General features: G+C 40.9%; 15 protein-coding genes and 1 pseudogene. 15 read left to right on the top strand and 1 reads right to left on the bottom strand.

Translation table 11 applies throughout. From position 1 onward, the window contains the following. The first annotated feature begins 135 nt into the window (after positions 1 to 135). Complete coding sequence (locus tag STRCR_RS10765; protein WP_004227100.1) at positions 136 to 648, top strand: hypothetical protein; 513 nt, start codon at positions 136 to 138, stop codon at positions 646 to 648. Beyond that, a complete protein-coding gene (locus STRCR_RS10760; protein ID WP_004229558.1) occupies positions 629 to 1015 on the top strand; it encodes a DUF4430 domain-containing protein in 387 nt (128 codons plus the stop codon). Before STRCR_RS10765 ends, STRCR_RS10760 begins: the two co-directional genes overlap by 20 nt. A gap of 232 nt (positions 1016 to 1247) precedes the next feature. Here STRCR_RS10760 and STRCR_RS10755 read toward each other — a convergent pair whose 3' ends face one another. Continuing rightward, positions 1248 to 2216 (bottom strand): aldo/keto reductase, encoded by a 969-nt coding sequence (locus STRCR_RS10755; RefSeq protein WP_004225419.1) that lies wholly within the window; start codon positions 2214 to 2216, stop codon positions 1248 to 1250. Between the two features lie 157 nt (positions 2217 to 2373). Between STRCR_RS10755 and STRCR_RS10750 the strand changes: the two genes are divergently transcribed. The 13 genes and pseudogenes from STRCR_RS10750 to STRCR_RS10695 all read left to right on the top strand — a co-directional run bounded on the left by STRCR_RS10750 (position 2374) and on the right by STRCR_RS10695 (position 15541). Continuing rightward, a complete protein-coding gene (locus STRCR_RS10750; RefSeq protein WP_004227651.1) occupies positions 2374 to 2832 on the top strand; it encodes a MarR family winged helix-turn-helix transcriptional regulator in 459 nt (152 codons plus the stop codon). A 179-nt stretch (positions 2833 to 3011) separates the two neighbouring features. Continuing rightward, a pseudogene (locus STRCR_RS12390) lies at positions 3012 to 3328 on the top strand (transposase); the annotation flags it as partial. A gap of 244 nt (positions 3329 to 3572) precedes the next feature. Beyond that, the gene (locus tag STRCR_RS10745) at positions 3573 to 4184 is read left to right on the top strand and encodes a TetR/AcrR family transcriptional regulator (RefSeq protein WP_004228682.1); all 612 of its coding nucleotides are present in this window, start codon (positions 3573 to 3575) and stop codon (positions 4182 to 4184) included. Between the two features lie 11 nt (positions 4185 to 4195). After that, entirely contained in the window at positions 4196 to 5968 is a 1773-nt protein-coding gene (locus STRCR_RS10740) for an ABC transporter ATP-binding protein (protein WP_004227796.1), read from the top strand. Beyond that, positions 5961 to 7706: an ABC transporter ATP-binding protein gene (locus tag STRCR_RS10735; RefSeq protein ID WP_004227269.1), complete on the top strand. Its 1746-nt coding sequence runs from the start codon at positions 5961 to 5963 to the stop codon at positions 7704 to 7706. The genes STRCR_RS10740 and STRCR_RS10735 overlap by 8 nt, the downstream gene beginning before the upstream one ends. Before the next feature lie 320 nt (positions 7707 to 8026). Further along, complete coding sequence (locus tag STRCR_RS10730; RefSeq protein WP_004226430.1) at positions 8027 to 9487, top strand: PTS ascorbate transporter subunit IIC; 1461 nt, start codon at positions 8027 to 8029, stop codon at positions 9485 to 9487. Between the two features lie 52 nt (positions 9488 to 9539). After that, the gene (locus STRCR_RS10725; protein WP_004230108.1) at positions 9540 to 9818 is read left to right on the top strand and encodes a PTS sugar transporter subunit IIB; all 279 of its coding nucleotides are present in this window, start codon (positions 9540 to 9542) and stop codon (positions 9816 to 9818) included. 64 nt (positions 9819 to 9882) lie between these two features. Continuing rightward, positions 9883 to 10368: a PTS sugar transporter subunit IIA gene (locus tag STRCR_RS10720; protein ID WP_004226122.1), complete on the top strand. Its 486-nt coding sequence runs from the start codon at positions 9883 to 9885 to the stop codon at positions 10366 to 10368. Positions 10369 to 10900: 532 nt separating this feature from the next. Further along, positions 10901 to 11566 (top strand): 3-keto-L-gulonate-6-phosphate decarboxylase UlaD, encoded by a 666-nt coding sequence (locus STRCR_RS10715; protein ID WP_004225980.1) that lies wholly within the window; start codon positions 10901 to 10903, stop codon positions 11564 to 11566. Positions 11567 to 11569: 3 nt separating this feature from the next. After that, the gene (locus tag STRCR_RS10710; protein ID WP_004227073.1) at positions 11570 to 12433 is read left to right on the top strand and encodes an L-ribulose-5-phosphate 3-epimerase; all 864 of its coding nucleotides are present in this window, start codon (positions 11570 to 11572) and stop codon (positions 12431 to 12433) included. After that, positions 12434 to 13144: an L-ribulose-5-phosphate 4-epimerase gene (locus STRCR_RS10705; RefSeq protein ID WP_004227630.1), complete on the top strand. Its 711-nt coding sequence runs from the start codon at positions 12434 to 12436 to the stop codon at positions 13142 to 13144. It abuts the gene before it with no gap. 180 nt (positions 13145 to 13324) lie between these two features. Next, the gene (locus STRCR_RS10700) at positions 13325 to 14308 is read left to right on the top strand and encodes a LacI family DNA-binding transcriptional regulator (protein WP_004229478.1); all 984 of its coding nucleotides are present in this window, start codon (positions 13325 to 13327) and stop codon (positions 14306 to 14308) included. Positions 14309 to 14521: 213 nt separating this feature from the next. After that, positions 14522 to 15541 (top strand): hypothetical protein, encoded by a 1020-nt coding sequence (locus tag STRCR_RS10695; protein ID WP_004228922.1) that lies wholly within the window; start codon positions 14522 to 14524, stop codon positions 15539 to 15541. The last annotated feature ends 24 nt before the right edge of the window (positions 15542 to 15565 follow it).

The following is a 15565-nucleotide window of genomic DNA, read 5'->3' as shown; positions in this document are numbered from 1 at the left end:
AATGATCGTTTAGGTTTTTATCTTAGCCCAAAGTTATTTAAGAAGCAAAAAAAGTGTTCTGCTTATCTCCATGTCCATGCTTTCTTTAGTTTGACTGGCTTGACAGTTTTGTCTTTCTGACATAGACTTATAAGCATGGAAATAAGTCTAAAACGCCTGACAAGGCTGGCTTTATTGACGGCCCTCTGTATTGTTTTAAGGGAAGCTTTTTCAGGCCTCCCTAATGTTCAGCCCATCACGGCTATTTTTCTTGTTGTAACGATGATGTACGGTGTGGTGGACGGAATAATCCTTTCGAGTTTAACCATGCTTCTGACAGGCTTTCTGCTGGGTTTCGGAGAAATAGTCTTTCGCCAAGTACTTACCTTTGCTCTGATTTGCCTGCTTTGGTTCTGGCTTGGGACGCTTTTTAAAAAGCTTACCCCCAACCTTTCTCTAACCATGCAGCTTGTGACGGCGGCAGGACTTTCTATTCTTTATGGGGTTCTTTTAGATGCCAGTTCTGCTGTTATGTTTAAGACACCAGCCTTGGCCTATATTTTAGCTGGTCTATCCTTTGATTTAGTCCATGCGGCTTCCACGGCTCTCTTTTATCCCTTGATTTTATCTATTTTTAGGAGGTTTTCTCATGAAAAAATTATTGACTAGTCTCGCTTTAGTCCTATCTTTGCTTCTGTTGGTTGCTTGTGGTCATAGCCAAGCTTCTAAAACAGCTGACAAAAAGGCGGATGCTGGAAAGCAAAGCGTTACTTTGATGATCAAAACCGATAATAAAACGACTAAGGAAACGGTCAGCTTCAAAAAGGGGGCCACAGTTACAGATGTTTTAAAAAGCAAGGCTAAGATTGAAGAGAAAGCTGGCCTGATTATTAGCATAAATGGTGTTAAACAGGATGAATCAGCTAAAAAATACTGGTTCTTCAAGATTAATGGAAACTTGTCCAATACAGGGGCTGATCAAACCAAAGTCAAAAACGGTGACAAAATTGAGTTCTACATGGATGTGTATCAGTAAAAAATGTCATTGGAGTATTTTAGCCTTCCAACCAAGCTGAGTGGTTACTAGCTGTACTATTTATCTTTGGATGAAATTAAGATGACCTCTGTTTATGACAGCTACATTTTTCTAACAAAAATACCAGCTAAATTGATGCTTAGTCATCTAGCTGGTATTTTATTTAGCAACTTTAGGCTGATTCCAATTCGGCGGTCGATCAGCAGGGAAGCACAGGCCGCGTTTGATAACTTTATAACTCTTGCCAGTGACTTAACTGGTCAAGATCTTCTTGGCTAAGTTGAAAATGTTGAGCTTCCAGATTACTTCTGGCTTGAAAACGACTGCTGGCTCCAGGGATGGCAAAAACAGTATCGCCGTGTGCCGTGATTAGCCAGTTAAGAGCAATTTGGGCGGGAGACTTGCCATATTTGAGTCCTAGTCGCTTGAGGAGATCAATCAAGGGTTGCGTTTTAACGAGATTTTTCTGGTTCAGCCCAGAATTTACCCGCCGAACTTTTGATAGGGTCTGAATACTATCAGGATTATCGTGAAAACGTCCTGTCAAGACACCTTGTTGGAGGGGAGAGTAGGCGATGAGAGAAATTCCCCGTTCTTTGGCTAATTCAAGCACACCGTTTTTTTCAGGCTTGCGGTGCAAAAGATTGAATTTAACCTGATTGGAAGATAGACGCAGGTCAAACTTTTTTAAAATATCATCGGCTTTTTCCATCTGACGGGCAGTAAAGTTGCTGACTCCGATGGCTTTGATAACGCCCTGATGATGAAGTTTAGCCAATTCTTTCAGCTGGCGGTAGAGGCTGGATAGGGAGGTTGGCTGATGAATCTGATAAAGATCAATCGCATCTCTTTGCAAATAATCCAGTCGAGTTGCAATGGTCTCAGAAATAGTTTTAGCCGAGCGCAAGAGTGGAAACCACTTATCAGCAATGTAGACCGTTTCTGATAAAGCCCCCTCAGACTGTAAGCGTTGTAAATTTCGGCCGATAAATTTTTCAGAGTTTCCTCTTCCGTAAACTTCCGCCGTGTCTAACCAGTTGATGCCTCCCTCAAGGCTCACTTTAATGATGTCGTAGACAGCCTGATCATCTATTTTGTGCCACCAAGTTCTGTCTTTATCCTTATTGCTAAACTGCCAGGTTCCTAAACCCAGAGGGGATAAATAAAGATTTGAGTGGCCGAGAAGTCGTAATTCTTGCATAATAGGCAACCTTTCTGGATAATAGTACTTATGAAATTTCGGACAGGAACATTTAATGATATATCATCTAGTTATGATTAGTTTAACTGTTCAAAATTTAATTGTCAACCAGAAAAAGGCTATCCAATGATAGTAATTTTGTCGAGGAGTTTTAAAGATGACTGTAAATGGTGAAACAATTCGTTCCTTATTTAGAAGTGCTGAAAATTTAGCTAGTCGCAGAATGACCCATTTGTTAGCTCCCTTGGGGATCACTCTCAATCAGAGCGAGGTTCTGCTAGTTTTGGACAAGCATGCTCCCCTATCCTTAAAGGATTTAGGTGATTTACTAATTTGTGAAGAGAAGAGTCCCAGTCGCTTGGTTCAGTCTTTAATTAAAAAGGACCTAGTGGCTGCACAAGCCAATAAGGCCGATAAACGAAGCCGACTCCTCTCTTTAACGGATAAGGGAAAGGCGTTGATCGAGCCTACTAAACAGAAAAAAGCTCAGTTTGATGCTGAGTTGTTGGCAAAAGACTATGACTTGGAAACTTTGCTGGTGACCCTACAGAATTTTGTTGAAGGAAGTTTTTATGAAGAAAAACTGAGGAAGCGCTCTCTCTGGCAGGAAAAATAAAAAGGCCTCCGTACAGAGCAGACCAGCCTAGATAAGAATAGCATTATGGTACTGGGCAAAAACTCGTCCAGTACCTGTTTTAGAATAAACTCTTGGATTAGTGCTTGGGAGCAAGAGGATGGGACAGTTATTAGGTGCTTTAGCACCAATGAACCATTGCTGGCTGGCTTTCCAACCCGACCGGTTTTGAGCAGGAAATCAAGGTTTATCAAGCAGAACAACCTGATTTAGCTCTACAAAAAGGACTTTATATCAATGAGCGGTATCAAACTCAAACCTTAAAGCAAAAAGAAAGTCAAGCGCTTTTATCTGAAAAAGGCAGACGCATCTTTGCCAAACGCAAGGCTGATGTGGAACCTGTCTTTGGTCAGATTAAGGCTTGCTTGGGGTACAAGAGATGTAACCTGAGAAGTAAAAGTCAGGTGACGATTGATATGGGATCGGTCCTTATGGCCAATAACCTCCGAAATACCACACAAGAAGAACTCAAAAGTAAAAAGCAGAGCACTTCATCAAAAGGGACTCTGCTTTTTGATGATCTGAGCACTTTTGTCTCAGGCTTTTTCCTTGCTTTTCTCTCTGAGAAAATTGGCTGGAAGCCATAATAAAAAGCTGGTTTTTCCCAGCCTCTTTTAAATTATCGACGGTGCTTTGCTTCAAATTATTAGTTGAAAAAGATAAGGCATTTGTTATAATGGTATCAATAAGATAACAGTGTTATCGGAAAAAGGAGATGGTCTATGATTAAAAAAGATGAAACACTAAATTCGGAAATTTTAAAGAGTGCTAAGGCTGAATTTTTAGAACATGGTTATCAGGAAGCTTCCTTACGTCAGATTTGTAAAAATGCTGGTGTAACGACAGGAGCTCTTTATAAGCGTTATTCTGGAAAAGAAGCCTTATTTGGCGCGCTTCTTGAACCTAGCTTGCAAGCGATGGAAATGATGGAGCAGCAGCATAAATTAGATGATTATCACTTATTAAAAGAAAATAAATTATCGCGAATGTGGGATAAATCCCTAGATGAATTAACTGATATTATGAAGTTCATCTATGACCACGAGGATAATATGCGATTATTGCTGTTTAAGTCACATGGTTCAAAATTCGAATCATTTCAGCAGCAGATGATTGAAAGCTCAACCGATAATACCTATCGTTATCTTGAACAAGCTTATCAAGAAGGAAAAATTTCTTATGTTCTTGACAAGTCTCAGCTTTATTTAGCCATGACTGCTTATTATAAGGCTATTATTCAGCCTTTGGAGCAGGGGTGGTCCTATCAAAAAGCACTCTTGGCTTGTCAAACCATTATTCAACTCTTTAATTGGTCTCAATTATTAGGCTTTTAAAGGAGGTATATATGAAGAAAAAATCAACAATGGCTTGGATTTCTGAGTTCATTGCTCCCTATAGATTTTATTACATAGCAAGTGTGTTTTTAGCACTGGCTTCGGTTATTTTTGGCTTTTTGCCTTATTTTTACATTGGACAGATTATTCGCGACTTGTTCAATGGTCTTAAAGATGGACAAGTTTATTTGCAAGCCTGTTTATGGATGGCGGTTTTTTGGCTGGCTTATGCTATCTGTCATGCCCTATCAACTGGTCTTTCTCATAAGGCTACTTTTGTTGTCCTAGCAGACATTCGTTTTCGGTTAACAGAGAAATTGGCTAAAATTCCTTTAGGATCTGTCCTTAGTCAATCGTCTGGCTCTTACAAAAATATCATTGTTGAACGAGTGGAGGCTACTGAAACAACTTTAGCTCATATTATTCCCGAATTTACAGCAGCTTTAGTTGGTCCCTTAATTGTCTTTGGTTATATGATAAAATTGGACTGGCGTTTAACCCTTTTATCATTTTTAACTCTGCCGATTGGTATTTTATTTTATCTTAATATGTTACGCAAGAGCAAGGGTGATTATGAGAATACACTAGTTAAAACCAAGGTCTTAAATGATACGGCCGTTGAATATATTAACGGAATTGAAGTTATCAAAATATTTGGTAAAGAAAAATTTTCTTACCAGAAATTTGTTACGGCAGCTAAAGAAGGAGCTGATTGTTTTATTGAATGGATGCGTAAGTGTCAGTTTGATATGGCAGCGGTCACTGTTATTATGCCATCTGTCTTTGTGATTCTGCTGCCTGTCGGAGCTTACTTTATTTACAGTGATCGTTTATCTCAAGACAGTTTTATTTTACTGATGATTTTATCGATGGGATTTTTCACACCATTAATAACGCTTGGAACTTATATGGACGATATTAGAAAAGTACATAGCATTTTTGGTGAAATTACAGAAATCCTGGAACGTCCGGATTTACAGCGCCCACAAGAGTTAAGTCAGAGCTTGCAGGGAGGAGATATTGTTCTGGAAAATGTTTCTTTCGGTTATGAAGAGGACAAAGAAGTTCTACATAATATCTCTATGACCATCAAGGCGGGGACAGTTAATGCCTTGGTTGGGCCTTCGGGCTCTGGTAAGTCTACTTTGGCCAAATTAATTGCTTCTTTCTGGGACGTTAAAAGTGGTCGTATTTCCCTTGGTGGTCTTGATATTAGAGAAATTCCGTTGGAAGAGTATAGTCGGCTGATTGCCTATGTTTCTCAAGACAATTTTCTCTTTAATGATAGTATTTTAGAGAATATTCGTTTAGGAAAGCCATCTGCCAGTGATGAAGAAATCTATCAAGTTGCCAAATCTTGTGGTTGTTACGATTTTATTATGGATCTGGAAAATGGCTTTGCGACACAGGTTGGTAGCGCTGGTGGCAGTTTATCTGGCGGAGAACGCCAAAGAATAGCTATTGCTAGAGCCATGCTAAAAGATGCTCCTATTGTTATTTTGGACGAAGCGACGGCTTACACAGATCCAGAAAATGAAGCTCTGGTTCAATCAAGCATCGCACAATTGGTTAAAGGAAAAACCTTGATTGTAATTGCTCATCGTCTCTCAACTATTGCTGACGCAGATCAGATTATTTTGGTTAATGAGGGGCATTTGGAAGCTCTTGGCAAACAAGAAGATTTATTAAGTTCAAGCGACCTCTATCAGAAAATGTGGCAGGCACATTTGTCGGTTCGAGATACAGATCGAGATGAAAAGATAGGAGGTCTGGCTCATGCTTAGTATTTTAAAACGTTTTTTTGATTTTTGTACTGAAGAAGATCGTAAGAAATTTTATATTTCCATTATTTTGGGACTCTTAAAAGCTATGATAGGAGCCATGCGGATACCAGCTATTGCTCTTATTTTGAATGCTTTGATTGCAAATAAACTTTCAATGACGGTTATTTGGCAGGCAACAGGCATTCTATTGCTCTCGCTTGTCCTCAATATCTTTGTCACCTTGAAAACAACTATGCTGCAAACAGAAGGTGGTTATCATACCTGTGCTCAAAAGCGCATTGAAATTGCTGAACACATTCGTTATTTGCCTATGGGCTATTTTAATCAAAATAGTTTAGGTAAAATTACCAGCATTACAACCAATACCTTGGAGAGTTTGTCCGATATTGCAACACGGGTTATTATGGTGACAGTGCAAGGCTTTTTGACAACCGCTGTCATAACGCTTTTTGTCCTCACTTATGATTGGAGGATTGGCTTAGTTTTAATTGCAGGATTGCTGGTTTTCCTCTTACCCAATGCTTTGATGCGCAAGCAGGCAGGAGCAATGACTCCCATCAAGCAAAAGGCTGACACTGATTTGGTTGATGTCGTCTTGGAATACGTTCAGGGTATTGCGGAGGTAAAAAGTTTTAACATTACCAAACAATCAGCTAAAAAGTTGTCAGCAACAATTTTTGCTAAAAGAGATGCCGATATTAAAATGACCTTAGTCACAGTTCCTTGGATTGCTGCTCAAAATGTTATTACCAAATTAACAGGAGTTGCCATGTGTGGTGCAGCTATTTGGTTTTATTTACAAGGTGGCATGGACTTGCTGATTTGCATGATGATGGTTATTAGTGCTTATATGGTTTATGAAAGTTTGGATGGTGTTAGCAGTTTTTCTTCTCTGTTAAGAGCTGTTGATTTGGCGGTGGAATTGGTACAAGAAGTCTTTGATCTGCAGCCAATGAATACTAAAGGTCAAGAGTTACAAGCTCAAACAAGTACCTTGGAGCTTGAACAAGTTACTTTTTCCTACGGGGACCGTCCGATTATTAAAAATCTCTCTTTGACTATTCCTGAAAAAACAAGAACAGCTATTATTGGCCCTTCTGGCAGCGGTAAGACAACTCTTTGCCATCTGCTGGCACGCTTTTGGGATCTTGACAGTGGCAGCATTCGCTTGGATGGGCACCTGCTGACAGATTACAGCTACGATAGTTTGATTCGAAATTTTAGTTTTGTTTTCCAAAATGTCTATCTTTTTGAGGATACAGTTGAAAATAATATTAAGTTTGGACGACAAGAAGCTAGTCATGAAGAGGTCGTTGCGATTGCTAAAAAGGCTAGATGCCATGATTTTATTATGAATTTGCCAAATGGATACGAGACAGTTATCGGTGAAGCAGGAGCTAGTCTATCCGGAGGCGAAAAGCAAAGGCTTTCCATTGCGCGTGCTATGATGAAGGATGCACCAATCATTATTCTTGATGAAGCTACAGCTAATATTGATCCAGAAAATGAAGCGGAACTCATAACTGCCATTGATGAATTGACCCAAGAAAAAACCGTTATCATGATTGCTCATCGTCTGAAAACAGTAGAAAACGCTGATCAAATTGTTGTTCTTGATAAAGGGCAAATTGTTCAGCAGGGCAAACATGACAAATTAGCCAAACAAGCAGGCCTTTACCGCGATTTTATCACAACCAGAAAAGAAGCCCTTTCATGGAAACTAGCAACAGGAGTATAGTTACCTGAAGAAAGAACAGATATTGAAACAAAAAAGGAGAAAACCATAAAAATTAGGTTTTCTTCTTTTTTTATGCCATACAGCATTAAATGCTGAAGCAGTGGCTTATTGGAGGGCATTATCTGACTGTGATTGTCGGAGAGAGTCTTATTTTTAGACTCAAAAAGGGGACTCACTAGCCAAACTGGCTGCCCGCTTAGAAGTATTTGGGCACATTTTTGAACACTTAAGTGTGTGAGTCTTGGTCTTTTGTAAAAGCGCTTACATTGTTAGAATGAAGGCATAGGAAAACAAAAATCTTTAAGTAAAGGAGTAGGATTATGGATATACTACTTTATATTCTGAATTGGTTCTCGCAAAATATCTTGCAGAAACCAGCCTTCTTTGTGGGCCTTTTGGTACTGGTTGGCTACTGGCTGCTCAAAAAGCCCCTGCACGATGTGTTTGCAGGTTTCATCAAGGCAACAGTTGGTTACATGATTTTGGACGTTGGTTCTGGTGGTCTGGTTACAACCTTTCGCCCTATTCTGGCAGCCCTCAACTATAAGTTTAAGATTGGTGCCGCTGTCATTGACCCTTATTTTGGTCTAACAGCTGCCAATGAAAAAATTGCCCAAGAATTTCCAAAGTTCATTGGGACGGCGACAACGGCTCTCTTGATTGGTTTCTTCTTCAATATCTTTTTGGTGGCCTTTCGTAAGATTACCAAGATTAGGACCCTCTTTATTACTGGTCACATCATGGTTCAGCAGGCGGCCACCGTAACCTTGATGGTCATTCTCTTGATTCCAGCCTTCCGAAATCAAGTTTGGGGGACTGTAGCTATTGGTCTTATCTGCGGTCTTTATTGGGCAGTCAGCTCAAATATGACGGTTGAGCCGACCCAACGTTTAACTGGCGGTGGCGGTTTTGCCATCGGTCACCAACAGCAATTTGCTATCTGGTTTACCGATAAAGTTGCACCAAAACTTGGTAAAAAAGAAGATAATTTGGACAATCTCAAATTACCAGCTTTCTTGAATATCTTCCACGATACAGTAGTTGCTTCTGCAACTTTGATGTTAATCTTTTTCGGTGCGATTCTAGCCATTCTTGGTCCAGATATTATGGCTAACAAGGATGTTATCACCACTGGTACGCTTTACGATCCAACCAAGCAGTCCTTCTTTATGTATGTGATTCAAACAGCCTTCACCTTCTCAGTTTATCTCTTTGTCTTGATGCAGGGGGTTCGGATGTTCGTTGGTGAATTAACGAATGCCTTCCAAGGTATTTCCAATAAGCTCTTGCCTGGTTCCTTCCCTGCGGTTGATGTTGCGGCTTCGTTCGGATTTGGCTCAGCCAGTGCCGTCCTATTCGGTTTTGCAACAGGTTTGATTGGTCAGTTGATTACGATTGTTCTCTTGATTGTCTTCAAGAATCCTGTCCTTATCATCACTGGTTTCGTTCCAGTATTCTTCGATAATGCGGCCATCGCTGTTTATGCAGATAAACGGGGCGGTTGGAAAGCAGCTGTCATTTTGTCCTTCATCTCTGGTATTTTACAAGTAGCGGTTGGTGCTCTAGCAGTTGCCCTACTAGGTCTAGCAAACTTCGGTGGTTACCACGGTAATATTGATTTCGCTATTCCTTGGGTACCCTTTGCTTACCTCTTCAAGTATGCTGGTATCATCGGTTACGCTATTGTGGCTGTCTTCCTCTTGGCTATTCCACAAATTCAATTTGCCAAAGCTCAGGATAAGGAAGCCTACTATCGCGGTGACGTTTCAGTTGAAGACTAAGCGCAACAATGATTATTTAACCTTTTAGAAATTAGAAATAGGAGAAAATATTATGGTAAAAGTACTTACAGCATGTGGAAACGGTATGGGTTCTTCAATGGTCATTAAAATGAAAGTGGAAAATGCTCTGCGCCAACTCGGTGTTACAGATATTGAATCAGCATCCTGCTCAGTTGGTGAAGCTAAGGGTCTGGCTTCTGGCTATGATATCGTCGTTGCTTCTAACCACCTGATTCATGAATTAGATGGGCGCACTAAGGGGCATCTGATTGGCCTTGATAACCTCATGGATGATAACGAAATCAAGACAAAACTAGAAGCTGTTTTGTAGTAAATAAGGGGGAGTGAAATTCAGACGATGCTCACTCCCTTATTTAAAAGAAGGAGATTATTCTATGAATTTAGCACAATCGTTTAAGGAAAATAACTCCATTCGCTTAGGACTGACAGCAGAGACTTGGCAAGAAGCGGTTCATAAGGCTGTAGAACCTTTGATTGACAGTGGGGCGGTGACAGAAGACTATTATGATGCCATTATTCAATCAACTGAAGAGTATGGCCCTTACTATATCCTAATGCCTGGTATGGCTATGCCTCACGCCCAAGCCGGTGTCGGGGTCAATAAGGACTCTTTTGCTTTGATTACGCTGACAAAACCTGTGACTTTTTCAGATGGTAAAGAAGTATCTGTTCTGTTGACCTTGGCCGCCAAGTCAGCAGCTATCCATACGACCGTTGCCATCCCCCAAATTATTGCCCTCTTTGAACTGGACAATGCCATTCAGCGACTCCTTGACTGCCATTCAGCAGAAGAAGTCTTGGCCATGGTTGAAGAATCCAAAAACAGCCCTTACCTAGAAGGAATGGATCTGGATAATTAAATTAGTCCTGTGGACTAATTTAACCCGAGCCCGGAAACTGAAAAGCGAGGCGTCCTGTGGACTAATTTAACCCGAGCCCAGAAACTGAAAAGCGAGGTGTTCTGTGGAATAATTTAACCCGAGCCCAAAAACCGAAAAGCGAGGCGTCCCGTGGACTAATTTAACCCGCAACACGGAACAAGTAAACGCGATAATCGTGTTAGCAAGGAAGATAGGAAGCTCGCACTAGTAGCGGCTCTGTGATTCTTCGTTAAAGCTAAAAACAAAAAACGAAGGCTTCAGTAAAGAGTCTTAGACTGGACTTGAAACAAAGTAATTTGTGTCAATGAGATGGGGCAGACAGCTATGATGATTTCGCCCTCACCCACAAAGTATTGTAATCGCTGAAGATAACGTATAAAAAGCCTGGCCTCGTGTTAACTATTTTAGGTAGAACAATTTGACGCAAAGGGTCTAGGCTGGCAATAAAGTCATAGTGTTTGTCCGAAAACTAGCCTGGGTCGATAAAGATTTTTATGAAAGGAAAATGATTATGACAAAACAACTTCCAAATTTACAAGTAGCCCTTGACCATTCTGATTTACAAGGTGCTATCACAGCCGCAGTCTCAGTTGGCCAAGAAGTCGATGTCATTGAAGCAGGAACGGTCTGCCTCCTCCAAGTCGGTAGCGAATTGGTTGAAGTGCTCCGCAACCTCTTCCCTGACAAAATTATTGTGGCCGACACCAAGTGTGCCGATGCTGGCGGAACAGTCGCCAAAAATAACGCTGTTCGTGGTGCTGACTGGATGACCTGTATCTGCTGTGCCACCATTCCGACTATGGAAGCAGCCCGCAAGGCTATCGAAGCAGTCCGCGGAGACCGCGGTGAAATTCAGATCGAGCTCTACGGTGACTGGACTTACGACCAAGCACAGCAATGGCTGGACGCTGGAATTTCGCAAGCCATTTACCACCAATCGCGCGACGCCCTGCTGGCAGGCGAAACGTGGGGAGAAAAAGATCTTAATAAGGTCAAAAAACTAATTGATATGGGCTTTCGTGTATCTGTTACAGGCGGTCTCAATGTTGATACCCTAAAACTCTTTGAAGGAGTGGATGTCTTTACCTTTATCGCCGGTCGTGGTATTACCGAAGCAGCAGACCCTGCTGCTGCAGCCCGTGCTTTCAAGGACGAAATTAAACGAATCTGGGGGTAGGTTATGACACGTCCAATCGGTATTTACGAAAAAGCCACACCCAAACAGTTTACTTGGCTAGAACGTTTGAATTTTGCTAAGGAGTTGGGCTTTGATTTTGTTGAATTATCCATTGATGAATCAGATGAACGTTTAGCCCGTCTGGAATGGTCAAAAGAAGAACGTTTAGACTTAGTTAAAGCTATTTTTGAAACGGGTGTGCGGGTGCCCACCATTACCTTTAGCGGCCACCGCCGTTTCCCGATGGGATCCAATGATCCCGACAAGGAAGCGCGTGCTATGGACATGATGAAAAAGTGCATCATCTTTGCTCAAGATATTGGCATTCGCAATATTCAGCTAGCAGGCTATGATGTCTACTACGAAGAAAAATCGCTTGAAACGCGGGCACGTTTTATTAAAAATCTGCGTCAGGCCTGCACTTGGGCAGAAGAAGCTCAAGTCATTCTTTCCATTGAAATCATGGACGATCCCTTCATCAATTCGATTGAGAAATATTTAGCTATTGAAAAAGAGATTGATTCTCCTTACCTTTTTGTCTATCCTGACACAGGTAACGTTTCAGCCTGGCATAATGACCTCTGGAGCGAATTTTACAATGGACACCGTTCAATTGCCGCTCTTCACTTGAAGGATACTTATGCGGTAACAGAAAACTCCAAGGGACAGTTTCGTGACGTGCCGTTTGGCCAAGGCTGTGTTGACTGGGAAGCCATGTTTGATGTTTTAAAGAAAACGAATTATAACGGTCCTTTTTTGATTGAAATGTGGTCAGAAAACTGTGAGACCATTGAAGAAACACGGACCGCTATCAAGGAAGCACAAGACTTCCTTTATCCACTGATAGAGAAAGCGGGGTTACGATAAATGCTAGTACCAGAATTAAGACAACGCGTCTATGATGCCAATATGAAGCTACCAGTTCATGGTTTGGTCAAATTTACCTGGGGTAATGTCTCGGCCATTGATCGTGAACAGGGCTATATTGCTATCAAACCATCAGGTGTTGACTATGAGAAACTGTCACCTGAAAACATGGTCGTGACTGACCTTGATGGCAATATTGTTGAAGGGGATCTCAACCCATCATCTGACCTGCCGACGCACGTTGAGCTTTATAAAGCCTGGCCGGAAATCGGAGGCATTGTCCACACGCACTCAACCGAAGGGGTAGCTTGGGCACAGGCTGGCCGTGATATTCCTTGTTATGGAACCACCCACGCTGATACCTTCTACGGACCAATTCCTTGCGCGCGTGCCCTGACTCCAGAAGAAATCAATGGTGCGTACGAAAAGGAAACTGGCAAGGTCATTATTGAAGAGTTTGCTAAACGCGGTCTCGATCCTATGGCTGTGTCCGGTGTTACTGTTCGTAATCACGGTCCCTTTGCTTGGGGGAAAGATGAAAATACGGCAGTCTATAATGCTGTCGTACTAGAAGAAGCAGCACGAATGGCTAGATTTACTGAAAGCATCAATCCTTCGGTTCAAGAAGTCCCCCAAGCACTGAAAGATAAACATTACCTTCGCAAGCACGGGAAAAATGCTTATTATGGTCAAAAAGGATTGGAACACTGATCACTAATAGTAAACACACTCCCAACTGCTGTAGTCAACGTGTTTTTCTATGAGAAGTTTCAACTGATATGTTTGTTCCAGCTTCTAACTCTTTGTTGTCTTAAGCTTCCCTGCCTTTTTGTTCTTTCCAAGTCAAAGTGATATAATGGCAGAGACATTATAGGAGCGGGGTAGAAGACGATGTTTGGTAAGGTGACCATTAACGATATTGCTAAGTTAGTAGGTGTTTCAAAGGCGACAGTATCCTACTACCTTAGTGGAAATTACAAGAAGATGTCACTCGCAACAAAGGAGAAAATTAGGCAGGCCATAGAGGTAACAGGCTATCAGCCAAGTAAAGTTGCCCAGAGTTTAGTAACGCGAGATACTAAAACGATTGGGGTCGTGATTGCTGATATTACTAATCCTTTCATTTCCTTTGTTATGAAAGGAATCAATGATACTTGCACCTTGCATGGCTATGCTGCTACTTTTACAAATTCAGATAATGATTTAAACCAAGAATTAGATAATCTAAGAAGATTAGATCAAGAAAAGGTATCTGGTGTTATTTTAGATTCGGTCGATGCCAATAATCCCATGATTAAAACATTGGATAACCAAAAGATGGTCATGGTCGACCGGCAATCTAAGAACCTAACTCTGGATACCATAGTTTCCGACAACACCTATTCGACCAGTAAATTTTTGAAAAAAATGCAAGCTGCCGGCTATGAAGATATCTATTTTGTAACCTTCCCCATTACGGGGATCTCTACACGGGAAGCCCGTTATCTAGGTTTTACAGAGACGGTAAGCAGCGATCCTTCCAAGTTAATTACACTGGGAGAGGCTGAAACAGAAAAAAAGATTTTTTCGATTATTGAAAAGGCGCAAAAGCGGACAGCTTTCTTTATGATGAATGGTCCTACTCTTTTAGAATTTATGAAGATGTTAAACAAAACAGATTATCGCTACCCTGATGATTTTGGTCTGGGCTCATATGAAGATCTTGATTGGATGGAGGTTCTAAATCCCAATATGTCGTGTATCCGTCAAGATTCCTATGGACTTGGCTGTGTCGCAGCAGAATGTCTGATTGATAAGATTAAGCATGATGACCAGACTTATAAACCTCAGCTGATCGAGGTTCGTAATGACATCGTACTTCGAAAATCTTTTTAATGGGTTTAGAATGGTTTGAGAAAGGGAGGCAGCAGATAATGGTTTCTCCCTTTTCTTTTTCAATTTTAAATAAGAAAACGCTTGCAAAATATTTTTGGTGTGATATACTCAAGATAGCGAAGAAAGGTTAAACGTTTAACCAAAAAACGTTATTATTTTTTGATGATTTGGTTAAACGATTAACTTTAATTTTGGAAGGAGCGTAGAGTACAAATGGAAGTCAAAAAAATATTATCGGAGCCTTTACAATCTAGCTATTCGGTAACCCGACTTCAGCATCAAGATGACGATTATTTGCTGGTAGCCTCGGAAGTTGAAGATGCTTGCTTTGCTTATGACCTCAATCGTTCTTTTGAAAGGACAGTCATTTGGGATGAAATCGGAGGAACTATGAGTATCATCCAGATTCCGGGAACCCTTGATTTCCTAGCAACCCAAAAATTTTACCCTGGCTTTAATGCTAAATCATGTCAAATTGTCAGAGGAAGCTTTTCAGAAGGGTGCTGGACAATTTCCAAGTTGGCAGACTTTCCCTATTTACATCGTTTTGATCTCATTGAACAATCTGATGGCAGCCTTCTCTTTGTTGGTTGTACCATTGCTAATTCTAAAAGTTTTGTTGAAGACTGGTCTGACAAGGGAAAAATTATCGTTGGACAGTTCGACGAACAAAATAACCAATTGACTGATTTACGAACGCTCCCGCTTAGACTTTGTAAGAATCACGGTTACTACAGTGTCAAAGAGGAGGGGTATTCCTTGATAACAGGCGTTGAAGGAATTATAAAGTTAACCTACCCAGAGTATTCGGATACAAATGACTGGCGATTGGATTTGCTCTTTGGTGAAGAAACAAGCGATATCGTCCAGATTGATTTGGACAGTAACGGTGTTAAAGAAAATGTTATCATCCAAGCATTTCATGGTGATAAATTGCGGGTTTTGAATAATGACTTTACGACAGAAATTTTCCATCATCCCCAAAAGACTCCTTTTGGGCATTCGATCTGGTCAGGCTATTTCGATGGACAGCCAGTGTTTATATTTGGCTGGAGATCTGATCAGGCTGATTTAATGCTCTACCGAAAGGTCGACGATAAAATTCAGATGGAACTAATTGATTCAGGCGCCTCTTCAAGTAACTGCTTAGCTTTTGAAAAAAATGGGAAGAATTACATTTTTTCTGCTAACAATGGGCGCCATGAAGTGGCTTTATATCAGATATCTTTTTAAGAATTTAGTGCAAGTTTTATAGGA

The sequence above is a fragment of the Streptococcus criceti HS-6 genome (genome assembly GCF_000187975.2).
In the GTDB taxonomy this organism is placed as follows: Bacteria; Bacillota; Bacilli; order Lactobacillales; family Streptococcaceae; genus Streptococcus; species Streptococcus criceti.
This window is presented reverse-complemented; position numbering and strand designations above follow the sequence as displayed.